General features: G+C 62.5%; 25 protein-coding genes. 16 read left to right on the plus strand and 9 right to left on the minus strand.

Annotated elements, in window-relative coordinates; translation table 11 throughout:
- Positions 1 to 4 precede the first annotated feature (4 nt).
- The gene (locus BM133_RS00220; RefSeq protein WP_093430803.1) at positions 5 to 841 is read left to right on the plus strand and encodes a glycine-rich domain-containing protein; all 837 of its coding nucleotides are present in this window, start codon (positions 5 to 7) and stop codon (positions 839 to 841) included.
- 93 nt (positions 842 to 934) lie between these two features.
- Here the strand turns inward: BM133_RS00220 and argG are convergent, their stop codons facing one another.
- The 4 genes from argG to BM133_RS00240 all read right to left on the minus strand — a co-directional run bounded on the left by argG (position 935) and on the right by BM133_RS00240 (position 3,843).
- A complete protein-coding gene (argG, locus tag BM133_RS00225) occupies positions 935 to 2,278 on the minus strand; it encodes an argininosuccinate synthase (RefSeq protein WP_093430805.1) in 1,344 nt (447 codons plus the stop codon).
- Positions 2,279 to 2,301: 23 nt separating this feature from the next.
- Complete coding sequence (locus BM133_RS00230; RefSeq protein ID WP_093430806.1) at positions 2,302 to 2,628, minus strand: pyrimidine/purine nucleoside phosphorylase; 327 nt, start codon at positions 2,626 to 2,628, stop codon at positions 2,302 to 2,304.
- Between the two features lie 113 nt (positions 2,629 to 2,741).
- Positions 2,742 to 3,410, minus strand: coding sequence for a hypothetical protein (locus BM133_RS00235; RefSeq protein ID WP_093430808.1), 669 nt, complete (start codon positions 3,408 to 3,410; stop codon positions 2,742 to 2,744).
- A gap of 58 nt (positions 3,411 to 3,468) precedes the next feature.
- Complete coding sequence (locus tag BM133_RS00240) at positions 3,469 to 3,843, minus strand: ArsC family reductase (protein ID WP_093430809.1); 375 nt, start codon at positions 3,841 to 3,843, stop codon at positions 3,469 to 3,471.
- Positions 3,844 to 4,023: 180 nt separating this feature from the next.
- Between BM133_RS00240 and BM133_RS34380 the strand changes: the two genes are divergently transcribed.
- The 6 genes from BM133_RS34380 (at position 4,024) to BM133_RS34385 (ending at position 8,162) form a co-directional block, all read left to right on the plus strand.
- The gene (locus BM133_RS34380; protein ID WP_143100041.1) at positions 4,024 to 4,275 is read left to right on the plus strand and encodes a MerR family transcriptional regulator; all 252 of its coding nucleotides are present in this window, start codon (positions 4,024 to 4,026) and stop codon (positions 4,273 to 4,275) included.
- Between the two features lie 179 nt (positions 4,276 to 4,454).
- The gene (locus tag BM133_RS00245; RefSeq protein WP_093430811.1) at positions 4,455 to 4,841 is read left to right on the plus strand and encodes a hypothetical protein; all 387 of its coding nucleotides are present in this window, start codon (positions 4,455 to 4,457) and stop codon (positions 4,839 to 4,841) included.
- A complete protein-coding gene (locus BM133_RS35050; RefSeq protein WP_177224674.1) occupies positions 4,838 to 4,978 on the plus strand; it encodes a hypothetical protein in 141 nt (46 codons plus the stop codon). The genes BM133_RS00245 and BM133_RS35050 overlap by 4 nt, the downstream gene beginning before the upstream one ends.
- Positions 4,975 to 5,280, plus strand: a complete 306-nt coding sequence (locus BM133_RS00250; RefSeq protein WP_093430812.1) for a hypothetical protein — start codon at positions 4,975 to 4,977, stop codon at positions 5,278 to 5,280. Before BM133_RS35050 ends, BM133_RS00250 begins: the two co-directional genes overlap by 4 nt.
- On the plus strand, positions 5,277 to 7,556 hold the full coding sequence (locus tag BM133_RS00255) for a phage/plasmid primase, P4 family (protein ID WP_093430814.1): 2,280 nt from the start codon (positions 5,277 to 5,279) through the stop codon (positions 7,554 to 7,556). The genes BM133_RS00250 and BM133_RS00255 overlap by 4 nt, the downstream gene beginning before the upstream one ends.
- A gap of 165 nt (positions 7,557 to 7,721) precedes the next feature.
- Positions 7,722 to 8,162: a hypothetical protein gene (locus BM133_RS34385; RefSeq protein WP_143100042.1), complete on the plus strand. Its 441-nt coding sequence runs from the start codon at positions 7,722 to 7,724 to the stop codon at positions 8,160 to 8,162.
- Positions 8,163 to 8,549: 387 nt separating this feature from the next.
- Here the strand turns inward: BM133_RS34385 and BM133_RS35055 are convergent, their stop codons facing one another.
- Both BM133_RS35055 and BM133_RS00265 read right to left on the minus strand, forming a co-directional pair.
- Positions 8,550 to 8,708, minus strand: a complete 159-nt coding sequence (locus BM133_RS35055; RefSeq protein WP_177224675.1) for a hypothetical protein — start codon at positions 8,706 to 8,708, stop codon at positions 8,550 to 8,552.
- A 356-nt stretch (positions 8,709 to 9,064) separates the two neighbouring features.
- Complete coding sequence (locus BM133_RS00265; protein ID WP_093430817.1) at positions 9,065 to 9,982, minus strand: STM4504/CBY_0614 family protein; 918 nt, start codon at positions 9,980 to 9,982, stop codon at positions 9,065 to 9,067.
- Positions 9,983 to 10,146: 164 nt separating this feature from the next.
- On the opposite strand from BM133_RS00265, the gene BM133_RS00270 reads away from it, so the two are divergent.
- The 7 genes from BM133_RS00270 (at position 10,147) to BM133_RS00300 (ending at position 15,553) form a co-directional block, all read left to right on the plus strand.
- Positions 10,147 to 10,692 carry a hypothetical protein gene (locus BM133_RS00270; protein ID WP_093430819.1) on the plus strand — a complete coding sequence of 182 codons (546 nt, stop codon included), beginning with the start codon at positions 10,147 to 10,149 and terminating at the stop codon, positions 10,690 to 10,692.
- The gene (locus BM133_RS00275; protein ID WP_093430821.1) at positions 10,689 to 11,120 is read left to right on the plus strand and encodes a hypothetical protein; all 432 of its coding nucleotides are present in this window, start codon (positions 10,689 to 10,691) and stop codon (positions 11,118 to 11,120) included. Before BM133_RS00270 ends, BM133_RS00275 begins: the two co-directional genes overlap by 4 nt.
- A gap of 12 nt (positions 11,121 to 11,132) precedes the next feature.
- Positions 11,133 to 12,368, plus strand: a complete 1,236-nt coding sequence (locus BM133_RS00280; RefSeq protein WP_143100043.1) for a hypothetical protein — start codon at positions 11,133 to 11,135, stop codon at positions 12,366 to 12,368.
- Between the two features lie 3 nt (positions 12,369 to 12,371).
- On the plus strand, positions 12,372 to 14,183 hold the full coding sequence (locus BM133_RS00285) for a hypothetical protein (protein WP_093430825.1): 1,812 nt from the start codon (positions 12,372 to 12,374) through the stop codon (positions 14,181 to 14,183).
- Complete coding sequence (locus BM133_RS00290; protein WP_093430827.1) at positions 14,167 to 14,478, plus strand: hypothetical protein; 312 nt, start codon at positions 14,167 to 14,169, stop codon at positions 14,476 to 14,478. Before BM133_RS00285 ends, BM133_RS00290 begins: the two co-directional genes overlap by 17 nt.
- Entirely contained in the window at positions 14,459 to 14,791 is a 333-nt protein-coding gene (locus BM133_RS00295) for a hypothetical protein (RefSeq protein ID WP_093430829.1), read from the plus strand. The genes BM133_RS00290 and BM133_RS00295 overlap by 20 nt, the downstream gene beginning before the upstream one ends.
- A gap of 561 nt (positions 14,792 to 15,352) precedes the next feature.
- Positions 15,353 to 15,553 carry a hypothetical protein gene (locus BM133_RS00300; protein WP_093430831.1) on the plus strand — a complete coding sequence of 67 codons (201 nt, stop codon included), beginning with the start codon at positions 15,353 to 15,355 and terminating at the stop codon, positions 15,551 to 15,553.
- Here the strand turns inward: BM133_RS00300 and BM133_RS00305 are convergent.
- The 3 genes from BM133_RS00305 to BM133_RS35060 form a co-directional block, all read right to left on the minus strand.
- Positions 15,550 to 15,819 carry a hypothetical protein gene (locus tag BM133_RS00305; protein ID WP_093430832.1) on the minus strand — a complete coding sequence of 90 codons (270 nt, stop codon included), beginning with the start codon at positions 15,817 to 15,819 and terminating at the stop codon, positions 15,550 to 15,552. The genes BM133_RS00300 and BM133_RS00305 overlap by 4 nt on opposite strands.
- Positions 15,820 to 15,894: 75 nt before the next feature.
- The gene (locus BM133_RS00310) at positions 15,895 to 17,028 is read right to left on the minus strand and encodes a tyrosine-type recombinase/integrase (protein ID WP_177224676.1); all 1,134 of its coding nucleotides are present in this window, start codon (positions 17,026 to 17,028) and stop codon (positions 15,895 to 15,897) included.
- Positions 17,025 to 17,330 carry a hypothetical protein gene (locus BM133_RS35060; protein WP_177224677.1) on the minus strand — a complete coding sequence of 102 codons (306 nt, stop codon included), beginning with the start codon at positions 17,328 to 17,330 and terminating at the stop codon, positions 17,025 to 17,027. The genes BM133_RS00310 and BM133_RS35060 overlap by 4 nt, the downstream gene beginning before the upstream one ends.
- Before the next feature lie 319 nt (positions 17,331 to 17,649).
- Between BM133_RS35060 and folC the strand changes: the two genes are divergently transcribed.
- Positions 17,650 to 18,957: a bifunctional tetrahydrofolate synthase/dihydrofolate synthase gene (gene folC / locus BM133_RS00320; RefSeq protein ID WP_093430835.1), complete on the plus strand. Its 1,308-nt coding sequence runs from the start codon at positions 17,650 to 17,652 to the stop codon at positions 18,955 to 18,957.
- Between the two features lie 61 nt (positions 18,958 to 19,018).
- On the plus strand, positions 19,019 to 19,900 hold the full coding sequence (locus BM133_RS00325) for an SPOR domain-containing protein (RefSeq protein WP_093430837.1): 882 nt from the start codon (positions 19,019 to 19,021) through the stop codon (positions 19,898 to 19,900).
- The last annotated feature ends 14 nt before the right edge of the window (positions 19,901 to 19,914 follow it).

A 19,914-nucleotide genomic window follows, 5' to 3' on the forward strand; every position in this document is an offset into this window, starting at 1 on the left:
AGCGATGGATCTGGACTTCCTGCACCTGAACTACCGGCGGCGCATTGCCGCGCTGGTGTGGGCGCAGCGCATCGTCATCGTGGCGGGCATCGCCTCGGTGTTCCTGGTGCCGGCGCGCTGGTGGACCTCGGGGCTCCTGTTCATCGCCGCCTTTGCGTTCGCGGCGGTGCTGGGCTGGATGGAAACCAGCCTGCGCCGGCAGTTCATCCGCGAGGCCCGCATGCCGCCGTTCCTGATCGGCAAGCTGCGCGAAGCCCATCCGCAATTGAGCCGGCGCGACGCCGAACTGGTGTTGCGGGGCCTGCGCCAGTTCTTCATGGCGCACCTGCGCAGCGGGCGCAAGTTCGTCGCCATGCCCTCCAAGGTGGTCGACACCGCGTGGCATGAATTCATCCTGCACACGCAGGGTTACCAGAACTGGTGCAAGGCGGCCTTCGGCGGCATGCTGCACCACAGCCCGGCCGAGGTGCTGGGCAAGGACCCCAAGCGCAACGACGGCCTGCGCCGCAGTTGGTATTGGGCCTGCAAGGAAGAAAGCATCGATCCGCGCAAGCCGACGCGCCTGCCGCTGCTGTTCGCGCTGGACATCAAGTTCGCGATTCCCGGCGGCTTCGCGTACGTGCCCGATTGCCATGCGGTCGACCGGCACAACGGCTCGACCGCGCAGTGCGGCAGCGAGTTCGGCGAGTCCTCGTCGGACGGCGGCAGCTCGGGCGATGCCGATGGCTTCGGCGGCAGCGAATCGAGCAGTGGCGGCGGCGATGGCGGGGGAGGAGACTCGGGCGGCGGCGACAGCGGCGGAGGTTGCGGAGGCGGCTGCGGCGGAGGCGGCGGCGACTGACGGGTAGGCGCGATCGGCACGATCAACGCTCAAGACGCCGCACCAAAGAAAAACGGGCCCATCGGGCCCGTTCGTCATTGAGCGCGCAGCGGCTTACTTGCTGCTCTCGTCGTCGTTCGCCAGCTTGGGCAGCGACGCGCCCTGGCTTGCCGACAGCAGGCCGGTGCGGGTGTAGATCGCCAGCTTCTCGCGCGTGTCGACGATGTCCAGGTTGCGCATCGTCAGCTGGCCGATGCGGTCCAGCGGCGTGAACGCGCCTTCGACCTTTTCCATGCTCAGGCGCTCGGGCTTGTAGGTGAGGTTGGGCGAATCGGTGTTCAGGATCGAGTAGTCGTTGCCGCGGCGCAGCTCGACCGTCACTTCGCCGGTGATGGCGCGTGCGATCCAGCGCTGTGCCGTCTCGCGCAGCATGATGGCTTGCGGGTCGAACCAGCGGCCCTGGTAGAGCAGGCGGCCGAGGCGGCGGCCGTGGTCGCGGTACTGCTCGATCGTGTCTTCGTTGTGGATGCCGGTGATCAGGCGCTCGTAGGCGATGAACAGCAGCGCCAGGCCCGGGGCTTCGTAGATGCCGCGGCTCTTGGCCTCGATGATGCGGTTCTCGATCTGGTCGCTCATGCCCAGGCCGTGGCGGCCGCCGATGCGGTTGGCTTCCAGGATCAGCTCGACCAGGCTCGGGAAGCTCTTGCCGTTCAGCGCGACCGGCATGCCTTCTTCAAAACGCACCGTGACGGTTTCGCGCTTGACCTCGACTTCGTCCTTCCAGAACGCGACGCCCATGATGGGCTGCACGATCTGCATGCCGCTGCTCAGATGCTCCAGGTCCTTGGCCTCGTGGGTGGCGCCGAGCATGTTGGAGTCGGTCGAATAGGCCTTCTCGGACGACATCTTGTAGGCGAAGCCGGCCTTCTGCATGAACTCGGACATCTCGGTGCGGCCGCCGAGCTCGTCGATGAAGACCTGGTCGAGCCAGGGCTTGTAGATCTTGAGCGCGGGGTTGGTGAGCAGGCCGTAGCGGTAGAACCGCTCGATGTCGTTGCCCTTGTAGGTGCTGCCGTCGCCCCAGATGTTGACGTCGTCGTCCTTCATGGCCGACACCAGCATGGTGCCGGTCACCGCGCGGCCGAGCGGCGTGGTGTTGAAGTACGTCACGCCGGCGGTGGTGACGTGGAAGGCGCCGGCCTGCAGCGCGGCAATGCCTTCGTTGGCCAACTGCGTGCGGCAGTCGATCAGGCGGGCGTTTTCTGCGCCGTAGAGCATCGCCTTGCGCGGGATCTCGTCGTAGTCGGGCTCGTCGGGCTGGCCGAGGTTGGCGGTGTAGGCGTAGGGAATCGCGCCCTTGTTGCGCATCCAGTGGAGCGCTGCGCTGGTGTCCAGGCCGCCGGAGAAGGCGATGCCGACCTTCTGGCCGGCGGGAACGTTTTGGAGGATGGTCGACATGTCAGAGGTTCCGGGTTCGCGGTTCAGCCGAAGTGGCAGATGTAGCTGTAGGGCTCGCCGCTCACGCGGATCTGGAAGCTGGAATTGGCCGGCACGTTGAACTTCTGGCCTGGGCCCGAGGCCACCCATTCGCTCGCGCCCGTCAGCAGGTATTCGCAGCTGCCGGCCGTGCCTTCCATGATTTCAGGGGCGCCGGTGTTGAAGGTGAGGGTGGACGGCAGGATCACGCCGACCGATTTCTTCGTGCCGTCCGCCAGGGTGAGGCTGTGGCTCACGCACTTGCCGTCGAAGTACACATTGGCCTTGGTGGCCACTGCGGCGCTGTTCAGAGTGTCGGTAGTCGTCGTCATTGGGTGGCGCCGGCACTTGGGGCTCGGCTAATCGAGGACGCACCGCACCGGCGGCGCACCCGTCAGGGTTGGGAAAGTCCTCGATTTTAGGGGCTTGGCCGGGCCCCGCCTGCTCAGCGGTGCCAGCCGCCGCGATAACCGCCGTAGCCGCGATAGCCGTAGCCACCGCGGTAGCCGCGGTAGCCGCCGCCGTAGTAGCCGCCGCCCCAGCCGCGCGAATAGCCCAGGTTCAGCGAGATGCCGACCGGCGGATAGACGTAGGGCTGTGCATACGGGTAGCCGTAGGCGGGCTGCACGTAGACCGGCGGCGCATAGACCGGGGCCGGCTGCGCATAGACCGGCGCGCCCTGCCCTGAAACCACCACGCCGGGCTCCGGCACGACGCTCTCCCAGGGGGAGCCGCCGCCTTGCTGGCCCTGTTGGTACTGTTCCTGGTACTGCGGGTCTTGCTGGTACTGCTGGCCGTTGTTGGCCTCGACCGGGTAGATCTGCGGCTGCGGCTGCACGGGCATGCTGGTCGCGCCCGTCGTGGTCACGCCATAGGCACTGGCCTGGACCGGGATCGTGGCGCCCGGCCGGCTGGTGGTGCGGGTCGTGTACTGGCGGCCCTGGTATTCGTAGGTGACGTTGTAGCTGACGTCACTGCCGGTCGTCTCGCGGATCGGGGTGGCGGAAATCACCCGGGCCTGGACCACCTGCTGGGCCTGCGCGACGGTTGCGCCCGTTGCCAGCAGCCCGATCACCGAAAGCCCCGCGAGGGTGCGAAAAACGTGTCTGTTCATGGTGTTCTCTCCTGCAGATCGAGGTTGGAGGCCGGCCGGCGAGACGGGGTTCCGGGGTTTACACGGCGTTCACAGCCCAGGTTTGGGCGTCGAATCCCGTCGTAACGCCGGCTTTGGCGCCCCAGTTGACCACCGGCCGCTTGATGAGGCTCGGGTAGGCCAGCAGCACTGCCCGGGCCGAGGCGGCGTCGACCACGGCGTTCTGGGTGGCCTCGTCGAGCTTGCGCCAGGTGGTGCCCCGGCGATTGACCAGTGCCTCCCAGCCCGGCTTTTTCAGCCATTGGTCGAGTTCGGCCTCGGGCACGCCCTGTTTCTTGAAATCGTGGAAGGCGTAGGCCACGCCGTGTTCGTCGAGCCAGGCGCGGGCGCGCTTGACGGTGTCGCAGTTCGGTATTCCGTAAAGCACGGTTTTCGGGGGAGAAGGGTTCGTCATTTTGTTGCGTCGCTAGGAAACAAGCTAGGAAACGGGCCGTGGGGCCTAGCCTCAAGAAATCGCTTTCTGAGAGCAGAAGAATCAGGTTACGCTTTAGGTTCGGACTCGACCCAACTACCCCCATTCGGCGCGGTAGCCCGATAGTTGTCTTTCGCCTGGTCCGGGCAGGAGGGCACTATCGTGTCCACAATTCTGTCTCAAGTAGCCAAAGCTTTGGCTAACCCGCAACCTGTCGAGCTTGGCGCCGATCTTCCTGAGGTAATGCTCACGAACGAAGTTGCCGAGTTCCTTCGCATGTCGCCCGAGTCGCTGACGAACATGTACTACAAGCGCAAAAAGTGGCTTCCACCTCGCAGGAAACTGGGCGGCGTGTACCGGTACCTGAAGCGTGACGTCATTGCCTGCGTAGCGCCAACGCCTCAAGAACGATAGTCGGCCTTCACGACGTTCTTTTCTCGCCTTTCGAGGGCGCGGAATTTACGATTACTCGTCGGTCGCGAAAGCCGATTATTCCGCCTCAAACCCCCGGACCAGCGCGGCCACCGGGGGTCTTTTTCCCAAACAATTTTTGGTAGTCCAACCGTCGGGTTGCGCTGCCGCATGGAGCTGAAATGCCCGCATCTGGACCCTTTGGAAAATGGACGAAGGCTGACCTGGCCGACGAACTGAACATTTCCCACGGCTACTTCTCCCAAGTTGTTCTCGACAAGGGGTGCCCCAATCTGGAACCGGACTTGATCGCTGGCCGACAGCACTTGTTCAGTGACGACACCGCCGAACGCTGGCTCGCTACATACCGCAAGTGGCGCGAAGAAGAACCCGCCCGCAAAGCCGCCAAGCGCGCTGAGATTGCTGCTCGGGTCAGCGCTGAGACGAGAGCGGAAATGAATCGTATCGCCGCAGAGCAGCGGGTGATGGCGGAAGCGCAGGCCGCGCGAGCTCAGCTTGAGGCTGATGAGGCCGCGTTCAACGCTGAGGCCGCAAAGGGCTGGAAATGATCAAGTTCCTTGTGGGGGCCTCAGCAATGGTTCTTGGATTTCTGATTGTCGAGGTCGCCAAAGAGATTCACCCCCAGCTTGGACTGCTGATCTTTCTCGTGGCGTTTCTCGGCCTAGCGGTCTGGGAGGCCAAATGAAGCTGCCGCCACGTTTCTACACGTATCCCGGCAGGTCGCTAACTCAACTGCTCTGCGATCTCGGCGTCCAGCCGCGCGGCTACGACCAGCTTAGGGCGCAGCAGCATCGAAGCCATCACGACCAGTACGAACGCTGGACGCGCAGCCGGATCAAGTCATTCCGCAAGGAGTACCGGGGACTGCTGCGCCGGTACCTGCCTGACCCTTTGGTCGAGCCACCCCCGCCGACGTTTGAGCGTCTGCCTGCTGACCGGTACGAGCGTGCTGTCCTGTTGGTGCGCGCCTTGAGGGGAACCACATGAGCGCGAATCTCAAACTGGTGGAGCCTGCCCCCTTCATGGTGCGCGATCTCGCGCGCTCGCTTCTGACTGTTGAGATGCTGTCGGTGGTGTCTCCGAAACCGCCGGAGGTGGCCCCATTCCGCGACAGCGAAACTGGGGAGCCCTGCGACGCATATCGCATCCATTGGACCGACACCTACAACCAACTCAGGATCGACCGGCCCAACAACAAATATCTCGGCAGCAGAGGCGTGACTCCGCCCGTCGCGTTTTTGTCGTCTATGGACCCGGAGAACGCTGAAGCAGCCTTCAAGAAATCGACGGTGAAGGCCATCGTGGAGGGCTACAAGAAGGCTGCTCTGTTCGCGCTGACCACTGGCATCCCCACGGTGGCGATCAACGGCGTGTCGGGGTGGCACGAGTCGGATGCTGAGGACGGCGCCAGCCGCAACATGCGCTCGGAGATTCTGAGCCGCATCAAGCAGGGTGACGAACTGTTCGTTGCGTTCGATGGCGATGCCGTCACCAACGATCTTGTCGGCGGTGAGCTTGTCGCGCTGGTGGTCGAAAGCCAACTGCACCACGTCAAAACCACGGTCCCCGATTTCGGCCACAGCAAGGACGGGAAGCGTCTCGGCTATGACGACTGGTACGCGACCTGGAACGACGCGAACTGGTTTGTTGATCTCGATGAGAGTGCGAACCTTGCGGCGCTGTACCGGCTTGATCCCATCAAGGTGGAGAACCTTGAGGCGAACACCAAATGGCTGCTTAGCAATCCCGACCGCTTCATGCAAGCGGCGACGAATTTCACCGACCAAGGCGCGGCTACCAAGTTCGTTCAACTGTTCGGTGAGGGCAATTTCTACTTCCTGCCCGACACGAGTGAATGGGCATTCTGGGACGCCTCGGCGGGTCGCTGGACGCGGAGCAAGACCAAGCCCACGGAACTGGCCGTACAGGTGTCGATGCACTACGCCCGCCGAGCGCAGGTGATCCGCAGCAGTGCCGCGGCGATCAAGGGGGATGACGACGTGACGAAGAAGTCGCGCGAGACCATCCTGAAGCAGGCGGTACCCCTGGAGAAGTGGGCCGCCAAGCTCGAAGGCATGGCGACGATGACGAACTTCCTGACGAATGTGTCGAACCGAGCGAAGCATCAGCGCAAGTCGTCCGACTTCGACAAGGACCCGCATGTGCTCGCCGTCGCCAATGGCGTTGTCGATCTGCGCACCGGAATGCTACGCGCCGAAGAACAGGACGATCTGATCCTGCGGCGTTGTGCGGCGAGGTATTCGGAGGTGGAGCCCAAGACCCCGGGTGCATTGCGTGCCCGCGAGTTTGTCCGTTCGGTGACCTCTCGGGCGGATGGGGTGCCCGACGCGGAGCGGGAGCGGTATCTACAGACTCGCCTCGGCTCCGGCCTGCGCGGGTTCAACTCCACCACCTCTGCAGACATTCTGTCGGGCCACGGCTCCAACGGCAAAAGTGCGTTCGCCAACTTAATGCACCACGCCCTCGGGACTTACGCAGCCGACCTCGATATCAAAGCGTTCGTAGCTACCAACAAGGCACGCGACCCCGAAGCGGCCAAGCCTCATCTCGTGAAGGCCATTGGGGCTCGTTGGGTGTTCGCGAAGGAGTTTGAGAAGACGAACCACCTTAACGAGGCATTCTTCAAGGAGTTCACCGGCGGCGAGAGCATGACAGTGCGCGCCAACTACGCCGAGGGCGGCAGCGTTGAGCTCAGCGCGAACCTGTTGATCACCACGAACTACATGCCTCACCTGACGCACATCAGCAGGGCGACGATGGATCGGATCGCGCTGTTCCCGTTCCGGCGCTCGTGGAATCGGGACCAGTCGGTGGGCGCCTCTGCCGATGCGGACCGCTGGTACATCGATGAAATGAAGAACGACCCTGAGGCGCAGGCTTGGATGCTTTGGTGGCTCGTGCAGGGTGGTGTTCGATGGGAGCACCAAAACCGACGCGTGGGCCCGATGCCTGCGGATTTGGTGGAAGCACGCGCCGAGTACGAGCAGGCCGAAGACGAAATGGCCGAGTGGATGGACCTCGAAGGCTGGGAGTTCAGCACCGACGCCGGGGCGAGGGCAGTGCAGAAAGACCTGTATGAGAGCTATCGCAGATTCAAGATCGGCGAAAAGCACGTTGCCATCCCGGAGAGCGCGAAAGCCTTCTATTCATCCCTCGACAACTATGCCAACGGAAAAATCAAACGCCACGAATCAAGCGGTCAGCGGTATTTCCTCGGAATTTGTATGAAAGGGAAGTTTTGAGAGCGGAAAAAGAGCGGAAAGAGCGTTTAGAGCGCCGGGAAGAGCTAGCTCTATAAAAATCCCTCCGACTTTTTTCTAGCGCTCTAAACAAGTAGAAAAAAGACGCTCTAAACGCTCTTTCCGCTCTCGCGTGGTGCTGTACCCCATTGGAATCTGGAGAATCAAATGAATTGGACGAGTGAAGACTTTAGGAATGGCTTTTGCACGGTTGCAGAGGTTGGTACGCCGCGCCCGGAGCAGGTTTCCGTGTTAGACCCACCCCCACCCGCCTTTTTCGATCCTGAGGAACCGCAGGTCTCCCTCCGCGAGCAGTTGAGCAAAGACGCTCTGGTGGCCTATCGCGAACTGGGCGGTGTCGAGTATCTGAAGAAGAACCCCGCGCTGCTGGATAAGGTGCTGGCCAAGAGCATCGCCCCCGAGCCGATCACGGTTCACAACAATATTCGGCTGGACGATATGCCATGGATCACGGCCCAGCGGCATGCCTATAGGTTCCGCGACCTCGCGGAAGACGCGGAAATTAAACATGCCGAATCCCGCTTGCCAGCGGCTGGAACGCCGCGAGATTCGGGCGATCCGCTACTACCCCCGCCCGAAGCGGAATAACGCGCCTACGAGCCTTTAATCGCTTCGCACTAGCGGGACCTAGCTCACCGTCTAGCCACGCAGCGCTAAGTCATTGATCTGCACTGACAACGCTATACCGAGGGGGTATACCGGGTGAGCCGGACGGCTGCGACGGCGACCGGGCGCAGGCCTATGAGGCTAGGCGTTGCACCTGCTGCGACAGAGCCATGACCGTGTGCTGGCAACAGGAGGGGTGGGCTCAGATGGCCTGCTGATGATGAACCGGCTGCATGTGTGGCAAATACGGCGGGTGGGGGTGGGTGAGCATGTCATTGACCCCCCTTGCGGAGCCTGCACCGGAAAACATGTCAATGAAAAAGGGCTGGCGGATCGCTCCACCAGCCCCAGAGCCCGAGGGCTTGGCCTTTACTTGCGTTTAGGCGGTTGGGTCACGGGCTTGGTCACCGTTGGCCGTGCGGGACGAGTGATCGTCTCCACAACGGTGGTCGTTGGGCGACGGATCGCCTCGCGGACCGGGATGAACTCACCAGTGCGGGCGTCGCGCCCGATTTGCTGCTTGCTCATGATTACCTCCTGGGTATGAGCGGGTCGTGCTGTCTCCCGAACCGCATTCATGGCAAGATATGTTTGTGACGACAAACTTGTTGGAACACTCCCCGACAGCGATGGAGGGGCTTGGAAGCCGGGTCTAGTACACCCGGCTTTCTCGTTTCGGCAGAGCCCACTATATCTAGGGTGCCAGGGGTCTACAAGCCACTACAGGTAGTGTTTTTCAAGGACTTACGCGCCAAACCGCATGCTGTTTCCCTCTCAACCGCACCTGACTGCACTTTTCCGCACTCAAACGATCATTCCGGAGAGGGAGGAAACATTGAGTATTTTGTGTCACAGGACTTTGCTGTCGACCTAATTCCTTTGGATTACCGCAGCGCCGTGTCTGCTTCGACCAAAAACTTCAATGTCGACGCGGTCATGTGCATCATGTAGCTGACCAGGTGCGTCGGCACTTCGGTTGGGTCAGCGCCTTGGCCGTGGCCCGCAAGTCGGTTCCGTCCGGTGGGTACCGCTCCCTCAAGCATTGATCGCAGGCCATTCAGCTGAGACTGCCAGAACGTGGGGATGAGGCCGTTCGCCATGCAAATGTCGATCAGTGTCTTAGCGGTGTCCTTCTCGCCATATGCCCAGCCGCGCTTCTTGCAGATACCCATCATCGCGCTCTCAAACGACTTCAAGCACTCCACCAGCGCCTCTTTAGTATTACCGTGGCGATAGTGTTCATGTGCGGCCAGATATTCGTCTTCTGCGCCTTTGAAGTACGGCTGATTTAACAATCGCAAAACTGGTTTAACGACTTCGGCATGAATTAGTTCGGAGTCGATGCGAATTATTTCGTTATTTGTGAATTGATATCCGAGCCCGTGCTCTTTGAATCTGATGTTTAAATCAGAAATCGCTTTCTCTACCAACTCGTTGGCTTGGGGATTCCGTCGGTAATTGAACGCACGTCCGAATGACGAAAGCGCTTTGAATGAAAGCTCTATCGCGTCAAGTACACGCTCTGTGTCTGACTCTGAGAGGAAGAACGTGCGCAACTCGTCGAAATATGTGGCGTCGTATGGCACCTTCGCGAGTGAGAAGTTTCCATATTCTTCCCGTAGGGTCTGCACAATCAACTTGTACGCTGCGGCGGGATTCTCTTCGTCAATATCTCCAAGGCCAAGTTCCCACAGAAAAACTATTTGAACTTTGAGTTGGAAAGGGATTTCATCGTAAATGTAAAAATCCGGACTCTCACCTCGTAGTCGCTTTTGTCTTTTTGAGTAGAGGTCGAAAACCATTTCTGGCTCCAATTAAGTAGAAATCCTAATTCCGCAAATAAGGATTTCTCTTTATAGGCGGCGCTAATTCCGAGAAAATAAGATTTTCGGAATTAGGCGTTGTAATGAATTGTAGTTCGCCTCCCAATTCAGAGCCAGAGAAATCGGGCTTCGGTGTTCTGCGCATGAGTTCCGCAGCGGTGACGGCAGAGCAGATGGATGAAGCGCTCGCACGGTACGAGTACCACGCACTCAAGGCGCAAGGCTTCTTGCTTGAGGCATTTGCGCTGGACTCACCTTCACTGGATCGGCACTACCCGCATCTGCGCAAGGTCCACCTGCCACTCCGCAAACCGGACTTGAGCATCAATCCGGGCTTCACCACCGTCGAAGCCGCACTGCTCTCGGCGAAGCCGCTCCCAAAGCCGGAGCAAACAGCCCAATGCGAGTTGGAGCGCCTCAGCTTCGACAAGAGCTACCCCGACCACGTGCCGCTGACCGACGAGCAAAAGATGCGTCGTTGGAACGCAGGCGGCTACGTAGACATGCCCCGAGAGATGGCTCGCAGCTTCGGCATTTCGATGCGAGAGGTTGAGCACTTCACCAAGCTCAGCAGGGACGCCGCTCCCGAGCCCACCTATGTTTCTTCGCTTCCGCGTGCCGCGCTCGACAAGGCCGCTGGACGCACCCGCGCCGAGGGCGCACCCCAGCCTTGGAAGGACTCCAAATGAGCTTCACCCCGAACTACACCTCGGACGAGGAACTGGCGTTCTTCGGCAATCCCGGCGTCGTGTTCCGCGCCCGCCAGCTTTCGCCTGAGCAAATTGCCCATGTCGCACGAGACCTGAAGCAGTTCAGGCGCGCCGAGAACGGTGATCGTGCCCGGCCGGACGCGATCAACAACGCGACCGCTGAGCCCACTGTCGCCAACAAGTACGGCCTCGCCACCCCGTTCGCCCCCCGCGACACCCACCGCCCGGACCGCGCGAACAACCCCGAAGTGATGCGACACATGCGCGAGCTCAGCCAGCGCATCGAGGACGAGGGCACTACCCATGACCTGCAGAAGCGGATGACCACGGATGCCGACCGACCGCTGACCGAACCCACGCTGCGCGACCAGATCGCGGCGGCGGTGACCGTCCACAACGCTGACTAGCCGGAGCCGACCATGTCCACCTATGAAGAACTCCCCGCCAGCTTCGGCAACGAAGCGCTGATGCGGCGACAAGCCCAGCTTCGCGACCGCGAGGCTGATTTGCGCGAGGCCGCAAAAGCTGCTCGCAGCGCGATGCCCCCGCAAGGGCAGATGGTCTCCGGCATCTATGTGAAGCCGTCCCTTTCCCAGCAACTGACCCCCGTGGCGCAGCAGATCGCGCAGGCGATCCAGAAGAAGGGGCTGGAGGTCGATCAGACCGGTTACGACATGGTCGAGTCGAGCGCTGTTCAGCAGCACATGGCCCAACAGCCCCCGGACACCGCCCCAATTCAAGCGAAGTTGGCGTGGGCGCAGAAGGGTGCGCAGATTCCAGCGTTGCGCTCGCTGATGACCGACTACGCCAAAGACCTGACCATCAACGAGCCCGAGCGCATCGCGAACCGAGCCGACAAGAAGGACGCGCGTGCAGCAGCCATCGCCGAGGCCCAGCGCAAGCAGCAGGAAGACCTGCAGTACAAGCGCGAGCACGACGCCAGCAACGATCAACTGCGCCGTGACCTCGCGGGCGACTCCAACGACCTCCGGCGCACGCTCGCGACTGCTGTCCGCGCGAGTGGCAGTGGAGGCGGGGCCGACAAGGCCAGCAACTACCAGATCGTTCAGGATGCGCAGGGGAACGCGGTGCGCGTTAACAAGCTGACGGGCGAACAGTTCCCGCTCGGCGCTGTAGGTCGTGAAGCAGCAGGCATCACGAAGGAGCGGCAAGAGCAGGGCGAGAAGGTCTCCAACGCCAAGAAGGGTCTGTCTGATCTGGACGAGGCCGAACGCCTGTTGCCAATGGCTACCGGCTCGGCAGCAGGCTCGTTGCGCGACACCATCGCGGGGGCTGCAGGTATCTCCACCGATGGCGCAAAGGCGGCGGCGCGTCTCGATCAGATCGCTTCCACGCTCGCGAGCCAGGTGCCACGGCTCGGCGGCGCGACCTCCGACAAGGACTTGGCGTTCTACAAGGAGCAGGTCGGCAATCTGGGCGACCGCTCCAAACCTGTTGGCACGCGGCTCGCCGCACTCAAGCAGGTACGCAAATTCATGGAGCGCGCCTCCGATCCATCGTCCTATGCGTCGCCCACCGGTCGGCCCGCGAGCGCAGGACCGAGCATCCGCCAAGCTGTGGAAACTGCGGCAGAGAAGCAGGACGCCCCGAAACCTCGCATGAAGTTCAACCCGGCCACGGGCAAGCTGGAGTAATTCATGCGTGAAGTCGAGTTGCCCAACGGCTCTATTGGGGAGTTTCCCGACAGCATGGATGACGCAGCTATCGCGTCCGTCTTGCGCAAGCAATTCCCCACCAAGACCTACACCGACGCCCCCGGCGAGAACTACTCCAACGAGGGTCGCAGCCAAGCGCCGACGCTCCGCCAAACGCTGGAGAACCAGTTTGCTGGTGGGTTCGCTGAAAAGCTCGGTGGTGTCGTCCGTGACGTGGCGGTGGGCGCTCGCAAGGGTGTCCGCGACATGGTCGATTCGCTAGACAAAGAGGTGGTCGCCGGTCCTGCGTCGCCGGTCCCCAGCGATCATCCGGTAGCCCGCGACGCACGCGCATACGTCAGCCCTGAGTCTGTCGAAGCGAACAGGGCATACGCCGCTGCTGGCCCCGCTGCTGGTGTAGGCCGTGTTCTGCCTGAACTCGCTGTCACCGCGGTTCCCATCGCTGGGGCGAGCGCCAAGCTGGCCCAAGGCGCTCGGATGGCGCTGCCGAAAGCTCTCCAAGGGCTCTCGGGCTTGATTGGCGACGTGGGGGCGAATGCGGGCTACGCGGCCGCCACAGCCTCTCCCGGCGAAGCTGCGGACGCGGCCACGTGGGGCGCGGCTGGAGCTGTCGGCGGGCGGGTTTTGGGGCGTGCGATCGGCTTGGGCAAATCGCTGATCTCCAAGGATGCGCAAACGCTGGTGGATGCGGGTGTACGACCGACACCGGGCCAACTATTCGGGGATGGCCCCATCGGCAGTACCGTCCGCCACCTTGAGGATGCGGCGACCTCTCTGCCGCTGGTGGGCAATGCGCTCAAATACGCTCGCACTCGCTCCCTCAGTGAGTACGGCAACGCCGAAATCAACGTAGCGTTGAAGCCGCTGGGCGTGACGGTCAAGGGTTCTGGTGCAGAGGCCGTCGAGCAGGCCCAGCGTGCCATTTCGAACACCTACGACAAGGTGTTGCCCCAGACGGTCATTCGTCCGCAACTCGTAAAGCAAGCTCTTGTCAAAGCTCTTGACGACATCGACAACATCCCGCTTCTCACGACCGAGCAAGGCGGCTTGATTCGGCGGTATGTGTCGGGAAAGATTCTGCCCACCGCTCAGGAGGCGACGCAGCGGGGCGGCGCGATCCCGGGAGAGATTGCCAATCGCATCGATGGCGAGATAGGTCACTACGCCCGGGAGTTCACCAAGTCGCAAAACCCTTCGGATCATTCGCTTGGGGAGGCGTTCTATGCGCTTCAATCCGCCCTGCGCGAGACGGTGGAGGGGCTCACGCCGGAGGCTACAAAAACGCTAGGTCAGGCCCGCACCGCGTACCGGAACCTGCTCCCCATCGTCAGCGCGGCAGACAAAACTGGCGCAGGCCAGTTCACGCCTCGGCAACTCAATCGGGGGGCGTCCAAATTCGATCAAGCTCCCAGCGCACTGAATCGGGCGGGCCAGAATGTTCTCCCAAGCACGATCCCCGACAGCGGCACGGCCGGACGCGCACTATTGGCGCTGGCGATTGGTGGTGGGGGAGCGGCGCTTGCCGGACATGCGGCCCCTGCTGCGGTTGCCGCCGCGCTCTATTCCAGCGCTGGGGTCGGGCTCATGGTCAAGGGGCTTCGCGGTGATCTGGCCCCCGGGGTCTACAACGCACTGATCGACATGGCCCCTCACAAGCAGGCGGAGTGGTTGGTCAAGTTCGCTAAACAACATCCGCAGTTCAGGGACCGCATTTCCGAGGTAGGTCAGCAATTGGCCTCCCAAATTGGACGCTCGATGGCGGTCCAAGGAGGTCAAGATGCTCCGAGCAACTGATGTTCTCCATGCGGCCATCGATGCGCGAGACGATGAGGCGGAGCAGGTCCAATCAAAGCGGGTCGCTGGCATGTCGCAGACTGACATGCAGAAGTGGATGATCGCGGAGGCCAATCGATTGGTTGAAGCGCGCCGACAGATCGAACGCCCTGCGCGTGCGGTCTGGACGAATCAGATCCACAACCCGGATGAGCGTGCCCCCGATCTGGAGCGCGCGGCGATCAACGACACAGCCGCGCAGGTTGCAGCGAGGCTGGCAAAGCGAGATAGCGCCGATGAAGACGCCCGCTGGTGAGCTAACCCACGTTGCGTATCTCGGCGCGTTCCTAGTGTCGGGGGTGCTCTGCCGCAATGACCTGTACCACGATGCCGAGGGCGTCTACTGGGCCGAGCCGACGAGAACCAACCCCGATGGGTCTTGGATGGCAGCGCTTCACCGGCTCGATGCGATTGATGAGTGCACCGCGCTGGGCGAGGCACTTTTGTCGTCGCTGGTGATGCTGGACCGCGATGGCTTCGATCCAAAGTTCATGACGATCATTCACCACGCTCCCGGCTTGGCCGCAAGCGCCGAGGCGGTGGAGACCCTGTCTCCGCACATTCACTAAGGGCACCACGTGACTCCATTCCCGTTGGTCAATGGTCGTGTCCAGATGACGACCAGCGCCGTAGGCGCCACCGACAGCTACCTCAGTGCCCTTCGCGTCTCCACTGCTCCCGCAGTACGTGCGTCCACCGCGGCTGCACAGGCGACTACAAACGGCCTGTCGTTCACCGCCACTGGGCAACTGGTCTACGTGGACGCCACAGCGGGCCTTCCGGCCAATAGCCAGTTCTGCAATGGCCTGCCGATGAGCCCGACAGGAGCCCTCTGCGTGAGCACGGGAGCGGTGGCTAGTTGGTCGCAGGGACTGCCGTTTGCGGCGAACGGCGCGGTATGCGTCACTCTCGTCTAGGTTATTGAGGGTTCAACGGTGTTCTCCCCAAAATTCGACGCGCTCGCGGGTACCGGCCCGGGAAGATCGTCCGTAGCGACGCCTGTGCAGCCAGAAATCCGTGCTGCTGCAGCGTCGAAATCCGAAGGGGAGGGGGTAGGTAGCCCCGGGCGTCGCGGGGCTCCTCTAGCGGCCGGACTTCCGAACACGCCCATCACAGCCTGCCAGGAACTAATGCTCGCGGTCGTCCTGCAAGGGTTGCGAGACGGTGACTTGGACTATGTGCTCAGCCCGACGTTCATTCATCACTGTTGCTATGTTGGGCTTGACCCCGACACCGCGCTGAACATCAAGATCAAATACCTGCGCCGTGAGATTGATCCGGCGAATCTTTGGATTGATCCGCGCCGACAGCGCCGCGTCCAGAGCGACTAGATGTATTTGCCCCAGTTATCGATCAGCCATTGCAAAACGTTCTTATGACTGCGAATGTCTCCTGGGAGGTGGCTCTTAATCATCCGCTCTCCCTTCAGTGCGCCTGCCTTGTCGCTCGATACGCGGTTGAGAAAGGCAAGGACTTCATATCCTTCCCCTCGGTTCAGAAATGTTGAGTCTGGTTTGCCGGTGACTCTTGCGTCGTCTGGGGGAATCGCCGTCCAAGAGTATTTGAATTGAAGGTCGTTAACACCGATCCATGCCATAGCTCGCTCCTCGTCGTTGGTAACGATTTATGACACGCACAACTAAAGGGCGCAATCGGGCCTACCCTTCTCAAGCTAGCCAGGGATGCCATCCAGATACTTGCGCACGGTCGCGTCATCCAAGAAGGCATAGTGCCGTTCGGTAGTCTGGATGTTTCTGTGGCCCAGCGTCTCCTTCACCACCTCCAATGGCGTTCCCTCTCGCAGGAGAACCGACCCGAACGTCCGGCGCAGATCGTGGGGCGTGGCGTGCTCGATCCCTGCCGCTTCTAGCACTCGCAGCCATGCGTATCCGGGTTCGGTGATGTGACCGCTGCGGCTCTTCTTGGGGCTCGGAAAGACCCACGTTTTGTCCTTGCCGACCTGTTCACGGAACAACTCCACCGCTTCAGCGCGTAGCCGGACTCGCATGCTGTTCTTCATCTTGCTTTCCGAGCGCGGGATGGTCCAGATTGCTGCGTCAAGGTCAATATCCTTCCAGTTGGCCGCTGCAAGATTTCCCCAGCGAACGCCAGTGAGTAGGAGCAGCCTGAAGAAAGGGCGCCAGATAGTGAACTTGAACTCGCCCGTCTCCAGCGCCGCAAGTACTTGCCCACGCTCTCGGGTGCTCAACACCCGCTCGCGTGGCTCCGACTCGACCATTTCAAGGTCCGTGCCGATGTTGTCCCCCCGATACAGCTTGCGCCGGATCGCATATGCATAGACGGCTCGGAACCCCTTGAGCGCCCGAGTCGCCGCAGCAGGGCCGCGCTCTTTTGTAATCTTGCTCTGGCGGCCTTCTAGTTCAATGGCGGTGATGTCCTCCATAGGGCGTTCCAGCCAGTCGTCGTAGACGCCTTTGCGGCGAAATGTTTCATCAGCCCACCGCGGCTGCTTCCGCTTTTTGAGGACTAACGATCTGGTGTATTCATCTAGCGCTGCGCCAATCGTGGTGACGACTGCCTTGGGCGCCGCCTTGGCATCTTGTTTTAGGCCTGCGTACTCGGCGACGGCCTTCTGGCGAGCCTCGTCCACCGGCACGTCGATGTAGTCACCCAGGGACCGCCGAACCGCGTGCTTCCGGGCGGCGATCCACTTGTAGATGCCCCACTTCTTGGCGGTGCCTCCGGCCGTAACGTACAGGCGCAGGTACTGGACCTCATCGTCGGCGTATTCGCCATCGATCTTGAGAGCGCGCACGTTCGCCTCGGTGAAATGCATCCGCTTCATGCCTTCACCACCTTCCGCGTGCGGCTGTTGGTGGTCTTGACGACCTTGGGCGCGTAGCCCTCGCTCTCGATCACGAGGCTGGTCTTGGCCGCAACTGTGTCGGTGGCGAGCACCTTGACGTAATACAGGGTGGCGCCGTCTTTGAAGTAGATGTACGCGCTGCCCCGACCTTCGGTGGTCCATGCGTCCGTTGGCTTACCGTCGAGGGTGGCGGCGAACGGGGCCGAGCGCGGCGCGTGGGCGTACTTGGTGGCGGCGACCTTTTGCGTGCCGGTGGAGAGCGTGAGAGTGAAGTTGGTCATGTCGGGCTTCCGGTAGTGGCGAATCAAAACGTTCGCCCGACAACGAATTCTGAGTGGATGAATTGGTTGTCGTCTATGGATTCACACCGACAGTTAGTGTGTACTGTTGAGGCGCGCTAGGCGAGACGCTAGAGCGCGGGCTAATCAGCGGTTAGGAACGGTTATGAGCCGTCCGTTGCTTTTTAGCCGCTCCCACTCGGAGAAGCGTTGAAAACGGATGCGCGGTTATGACCCGTTATGAAGCCCTTTCGTCCCAGTTCGGGATGCCGTATAGGGTTGTCATGGCCGCCATGATGCCGCGCCCGGCGGGTCGGCGACAATGCCGGCCTCCATGGAAACCCTTAACGACTGGCTCGCGCGCGCCGAGCAACTCCATCCCAAGAACATCGAACTGGGCCTCGAACGCGCCAAGGAGATGGCCGGGCGCCTGGGCCTCACGTTCGGCTGCCCCGTCATCACGGTCGCGGGCACCAACGGCAAGGGCTCGACCTGCGCCATGCTTGAGTCGATCCTGACGCACGCGGGCTACCGCACCGCCGTGTTCACATCCCCCCACCTCGTGCGCTTCGAAGAGCGGCTGCGCCTGAAGGGCGAATCGGTCGATGCTTCCAAACTGATAGCAAGCTTCGACGTGGTGGAGAAGGCCCGCGGCGACATGCCCCTGACCTACTTCGAGTTCACCACCCTCGGCATCCTGCACTGCATGATCCAGGAAAAGCCCGATGTGGCGATCCTGGAAGTCGGCCTCGGCGGCCGGCTCGACGCGGTCAACATCATCGATGCCGACTGCGCGGTCATCACCAGCATCGACCTGGACCACATGGAATACCTCGGCCCCGACCGCGAAAGCATCGGCTTCGAGAAGGCCGGCATCCTGCGCGCCGGCAAGCCCGCCATCGTGAGCGACCCGATGCCCCCCCAGAGCGTGATCGACCACGCGAGCGCCATCGGCGCCGACCTCTGGCGCTTCGGGACCGACTTCAACGTATCGGGCGACAAGCAGCAGTGGGGCTGGTCGGGCCGCGGCAGGCGCTACAGCGGCCTGGCCTATCCGGCGCTGCGCGGTGCCAACCAGCTCATCAATGCGGCGGGCGTGCTCGCGGCGCTCGAGGCCCTGCGTCCGCAACTGCCGATCACGGCGCAGGCGGTGCGCAACGGCCTCGCCATGGTCGAGCTGCCGGGCCGCTTCCAGATCGTGCCGGGCGAGCCCGCGCTGGTGCTCGACGTGGCGCACAACGCGCATGCCGTCGCCGCGCTGGCCGAGAACCTCGATGCGATGGGTTTCTTTCCGACCACGCATGGCGTGTTCGGTGTCATGGCCGACAAGGACCTGGCGCCGATCCTGGCGCGCATCGGCCCGATGATCGACCGCTGGTACTTCACCGACCTGCCCACGCCGCGTGCCGCCAAGGCGGCCGATCTGCTGGCCGCCTGGCAGGCGCAGAACACCCGCGCCGATGCCTCCGGTAGCGTGCATGCAGGGCCGATGCAGGCGTTGCGCGCAGCCATCGAGCACGCAGACCCCGCTGATAGAATCGTGGTCTTCGGATCGTTCTTCACCGTGGGTGGCGTGCTCGAAAACGGCACCCCCCGGCTGCAAGCCAAACACCTGTCGCCGGGCGGCTGACCGACGGGTCGACCGCACCACCTGGCATCACCTCGCTGCACTCCTTCAGGGATCGAACTTCATGGCGTTTTTCAAGTTCCGCACGCGCGGCCCACAAGGCAACGAAGGACGCAACGCCCCGGCGGCCGTCCCGGCGGAAAGTGTCGAATCCATGCGTCGGCGCGCACGCCATCGCCTGCTGGGCGCCGCGGTGCTGGTGCTGGTCGGCGTGATCGGGTTCCCGCTGTTGTTCGACACCCAGCCGCGTCCCGTGTCGGTCGACATCCCCATCGAGATTCCGGACCGCAACAAGGTCAAGCCGCTGCCCGTGCCCGCTGCACCCGCAACGGCACCTGCAACAAGCAGCGCGCCCGCTGCGCCCGACAACAGCGCCCGCGTGGCGGCAGCCTCATCGGCCGGCGGCATGATCACCGAGACCGCCGACGGCACCGTGATCGATCCGGGCAAGCCGGCGGCCAGCACGCCGCCAGCCGTCGAGCCCAAACCCAAGCCGGAACCCAAGCCCGAGCCGAAACCCGAGGCCAAGCCAAAGCCGGAACCCAAGCCCGAGGTCAAGCCGGAACCCAAGCCCAAGCCGGAGCCGAAGCCGGAGGTCAAACCCAAGCCGGAGACCAAGCCAGCCGCCTCTGCGGACGATGGCGCCCGCGCCCGCGCCTTGCTCGAGGGCAAGCCCATCAGCGCCACGCCCAAGCCGGCCGCCGGCGACGAGGCCTCAGGCCGCTTCATCGTGCAGGTCGGCGCCTTCGCCGATGCCGACAAGGCGCGCGAGGTCCGGCAGAAACTGGAGCGGGCGGGCCTGAAGACCTACGTCCACGTGGCCAAGACGGCCGATGGCGAGCGCACGCGGGTGCGTGTCGGCCCCTTCGCCTCGCGTGCCGAGGCGGACAAGGCGGCGGAGAAGGTCAAGGGCTTGTCTTTGCCGGCCGCGATCCTCACGTTGTAAGCGCAGGCGCCTGT

Origin of the sequence: Variovorax sp. 770b2 (assembly GCF_900115685.1) — a bacterium.
In the GTDB taxonomy this organism is placed as follows: domain Bacteria; phylum Pseudomonadota; class Gammaproteobacteria; order Burkholderiales; family Burkholderiaceae_C; genus Variovorax.

Excerpts from the sequence above, each read along its gene's own strand:
- BM133_RS00290 (WP_093430827.1), top strand. The coding sequence starts at position 14,167 with ATGCTCCGAGCAACTGATGTTCTCCATGCGGCCATCGATGCGCGAGAC.
- argG (WP_093430805.1), bottom strand. The coding sequence starts at position 2,278 with ATGTCGACCATCCTCCAAAACGTTCCCGCCGGCCAGAAGGTCGGCATC.
- BM133_RS00220 (WP_093430803.1), top strand. The coding sequence starts at position 5 with ATGGATCTGGACTTCCTGCACCTGAACTACCGGCGGCGCATTGCCGCG.
- BM133_RS35050 (WP_177224674.1), top strand. The coding sequence starts at position 4,838 with ATGATCAAGTTCCTTGTGGGGGCCTCAGCAATGGTTCTTGGATTTCTG.
- BM133_RS00280 (WP_143100043.1), top strand. The coding sequence starts at position 11,133 with ATGTCCACCTATGAAGAACTCCCCGCCAGCTTCGGCAACGAAGCGCTG.
- BM133_RS00285 (WP_093430825.1), top strand. The coding sequence starts at position 12,372 with ATGCGTGAAGTCGAGTTGCCCAACGGCTCTATTGGGGAGTTTCCCGAC.
- BM133_RS35060 (WP_177224677.1), bottom strand. The coding sequence starts at position 17,330 with ATGACCAACTTCACTCTCACGCTCTCCACCGGCACGCAAAAGGTCGCC.
- BM133_RS00295 (WP_093430829.1), top strand. The coding sequence starts at position 14,459 with ATGAAGACGCCCGCTGGTGAGCTAACCCACGTTGCGTATCTCGGCGCG.
- BM133_RS00235 (WP_093430808.1), bottom strand. The coding sequence starts at position 3,410 with ATGAACAGACACGTTTTTCGCACCCTCGCGGGGCTTTCGGTGATCGGG.
- BM133_RS34385 (WP_143100042.1), top strand. The coding sequence starts at position 7,722 with ATGAATTGGACGAGTGAAGACTTTAGGAATGGCTTTTGCACGGTTGCA.
- BM133_RS00275 (WP_093430821.1), top strand. The coding sequence starts at position 10,689 with ATGAGCTTCACCCCGAACTACACCTCGGACGAGGAACTGGCGTTCTTC.
- BM133_RS00250 (WP_093430812.1), top strand. The coding sequence starts at position 4,975 with ATGAAGCTGCCGCCACGTTTCTACACGTATCCCGGCAGGTCGCTAACT.
- BM133_RS00270 (WP_093430819.1), top strand. The coding sequence starts at position 10,147 with ATGAGTTCCGCAGCGGTGACGGCAGAGCAGATGGATGAAGCGCTCGCA.
- BM133_RS00305 (WP_093430832.1), bottom strand. The coding sequence starts at position 15,819 with ATGGCATGGATCGGTGTTAACGACCTTCAATTCAAATACTCTTGGACG.
- folC (WP_093430835.1), top strand. The coding sequence starts at position 17,650 with ATGCCGGCCTCCATGGAAACCCTTAACGACTGGCTCGCGCGCGCCGAG.
- BM133_RS00310 (WP_177224676.1), bottom strand. The coding sequence starts at position 17,028 with ATGAAGCGGATGCATTTCACCGAGGCGAACGTGCGCGCTCTCAAGATC.
- BM133_RS00255 (WP_093430814.1), top strand. The coding sequence starts at position 5,277 with ATGAGCGCGAATCTCAAACTGGTGGAGCCTGCCCCCTTCATGGTGCGC.
- BM133_RS00325 (WP_093430837.1), top strand. The coding sequence starts at position 19,019 with ATGGCGTTTTTCAAGTTCCGCACGCGCGGCCCACAAGGCAACGAAGGA.
- BM133_RS00240 (WP_093430809.1), bottom strand. The coding sequence starts at position 3,843 with ATGACGAACCCTTCTCCCCCGAAAACCGTGCTTTACGGAATACCGAAC.
- BM133_RS35055 (WP_177224675.1), bottom strand. The coding sequence starts at position 8,708 with ATGAGCAAGCAGCAAATCGGGCGCGACGCCCGCACTGGTGAGTTCATC.
- BM133_RS00300 (WP_093430831.1), top strand. The coding sequence starts at position 15,353 with ATGCTCGCGGTCGTCCTGCAAGGGTTGCGAGACGGTGACTTGGACTAT.
- BM133_RS00245 (WP_093430811.1), top strand. The coding sequence starts at position 4,455 with ATGCCCGCATCTGGACCCTTTGGAAAATGGACGAAGGCTGACCTGGCC.
- BM133_RS00265 (WP_093430817.1), bottom strand. The coding sequence starts at position 9,982 with ATGGTTTTCGACCTCTACTCAAAAAGACAAAAGCGACTACGAGGTGAG.
- BM133_RS00230 (WP_093430806.1), bottom strand. The coding sequence starts at position 2,628 with ATGACGACGACTACCGACACTCTGAACAGCGCCGCAGTGGCCACCAAG.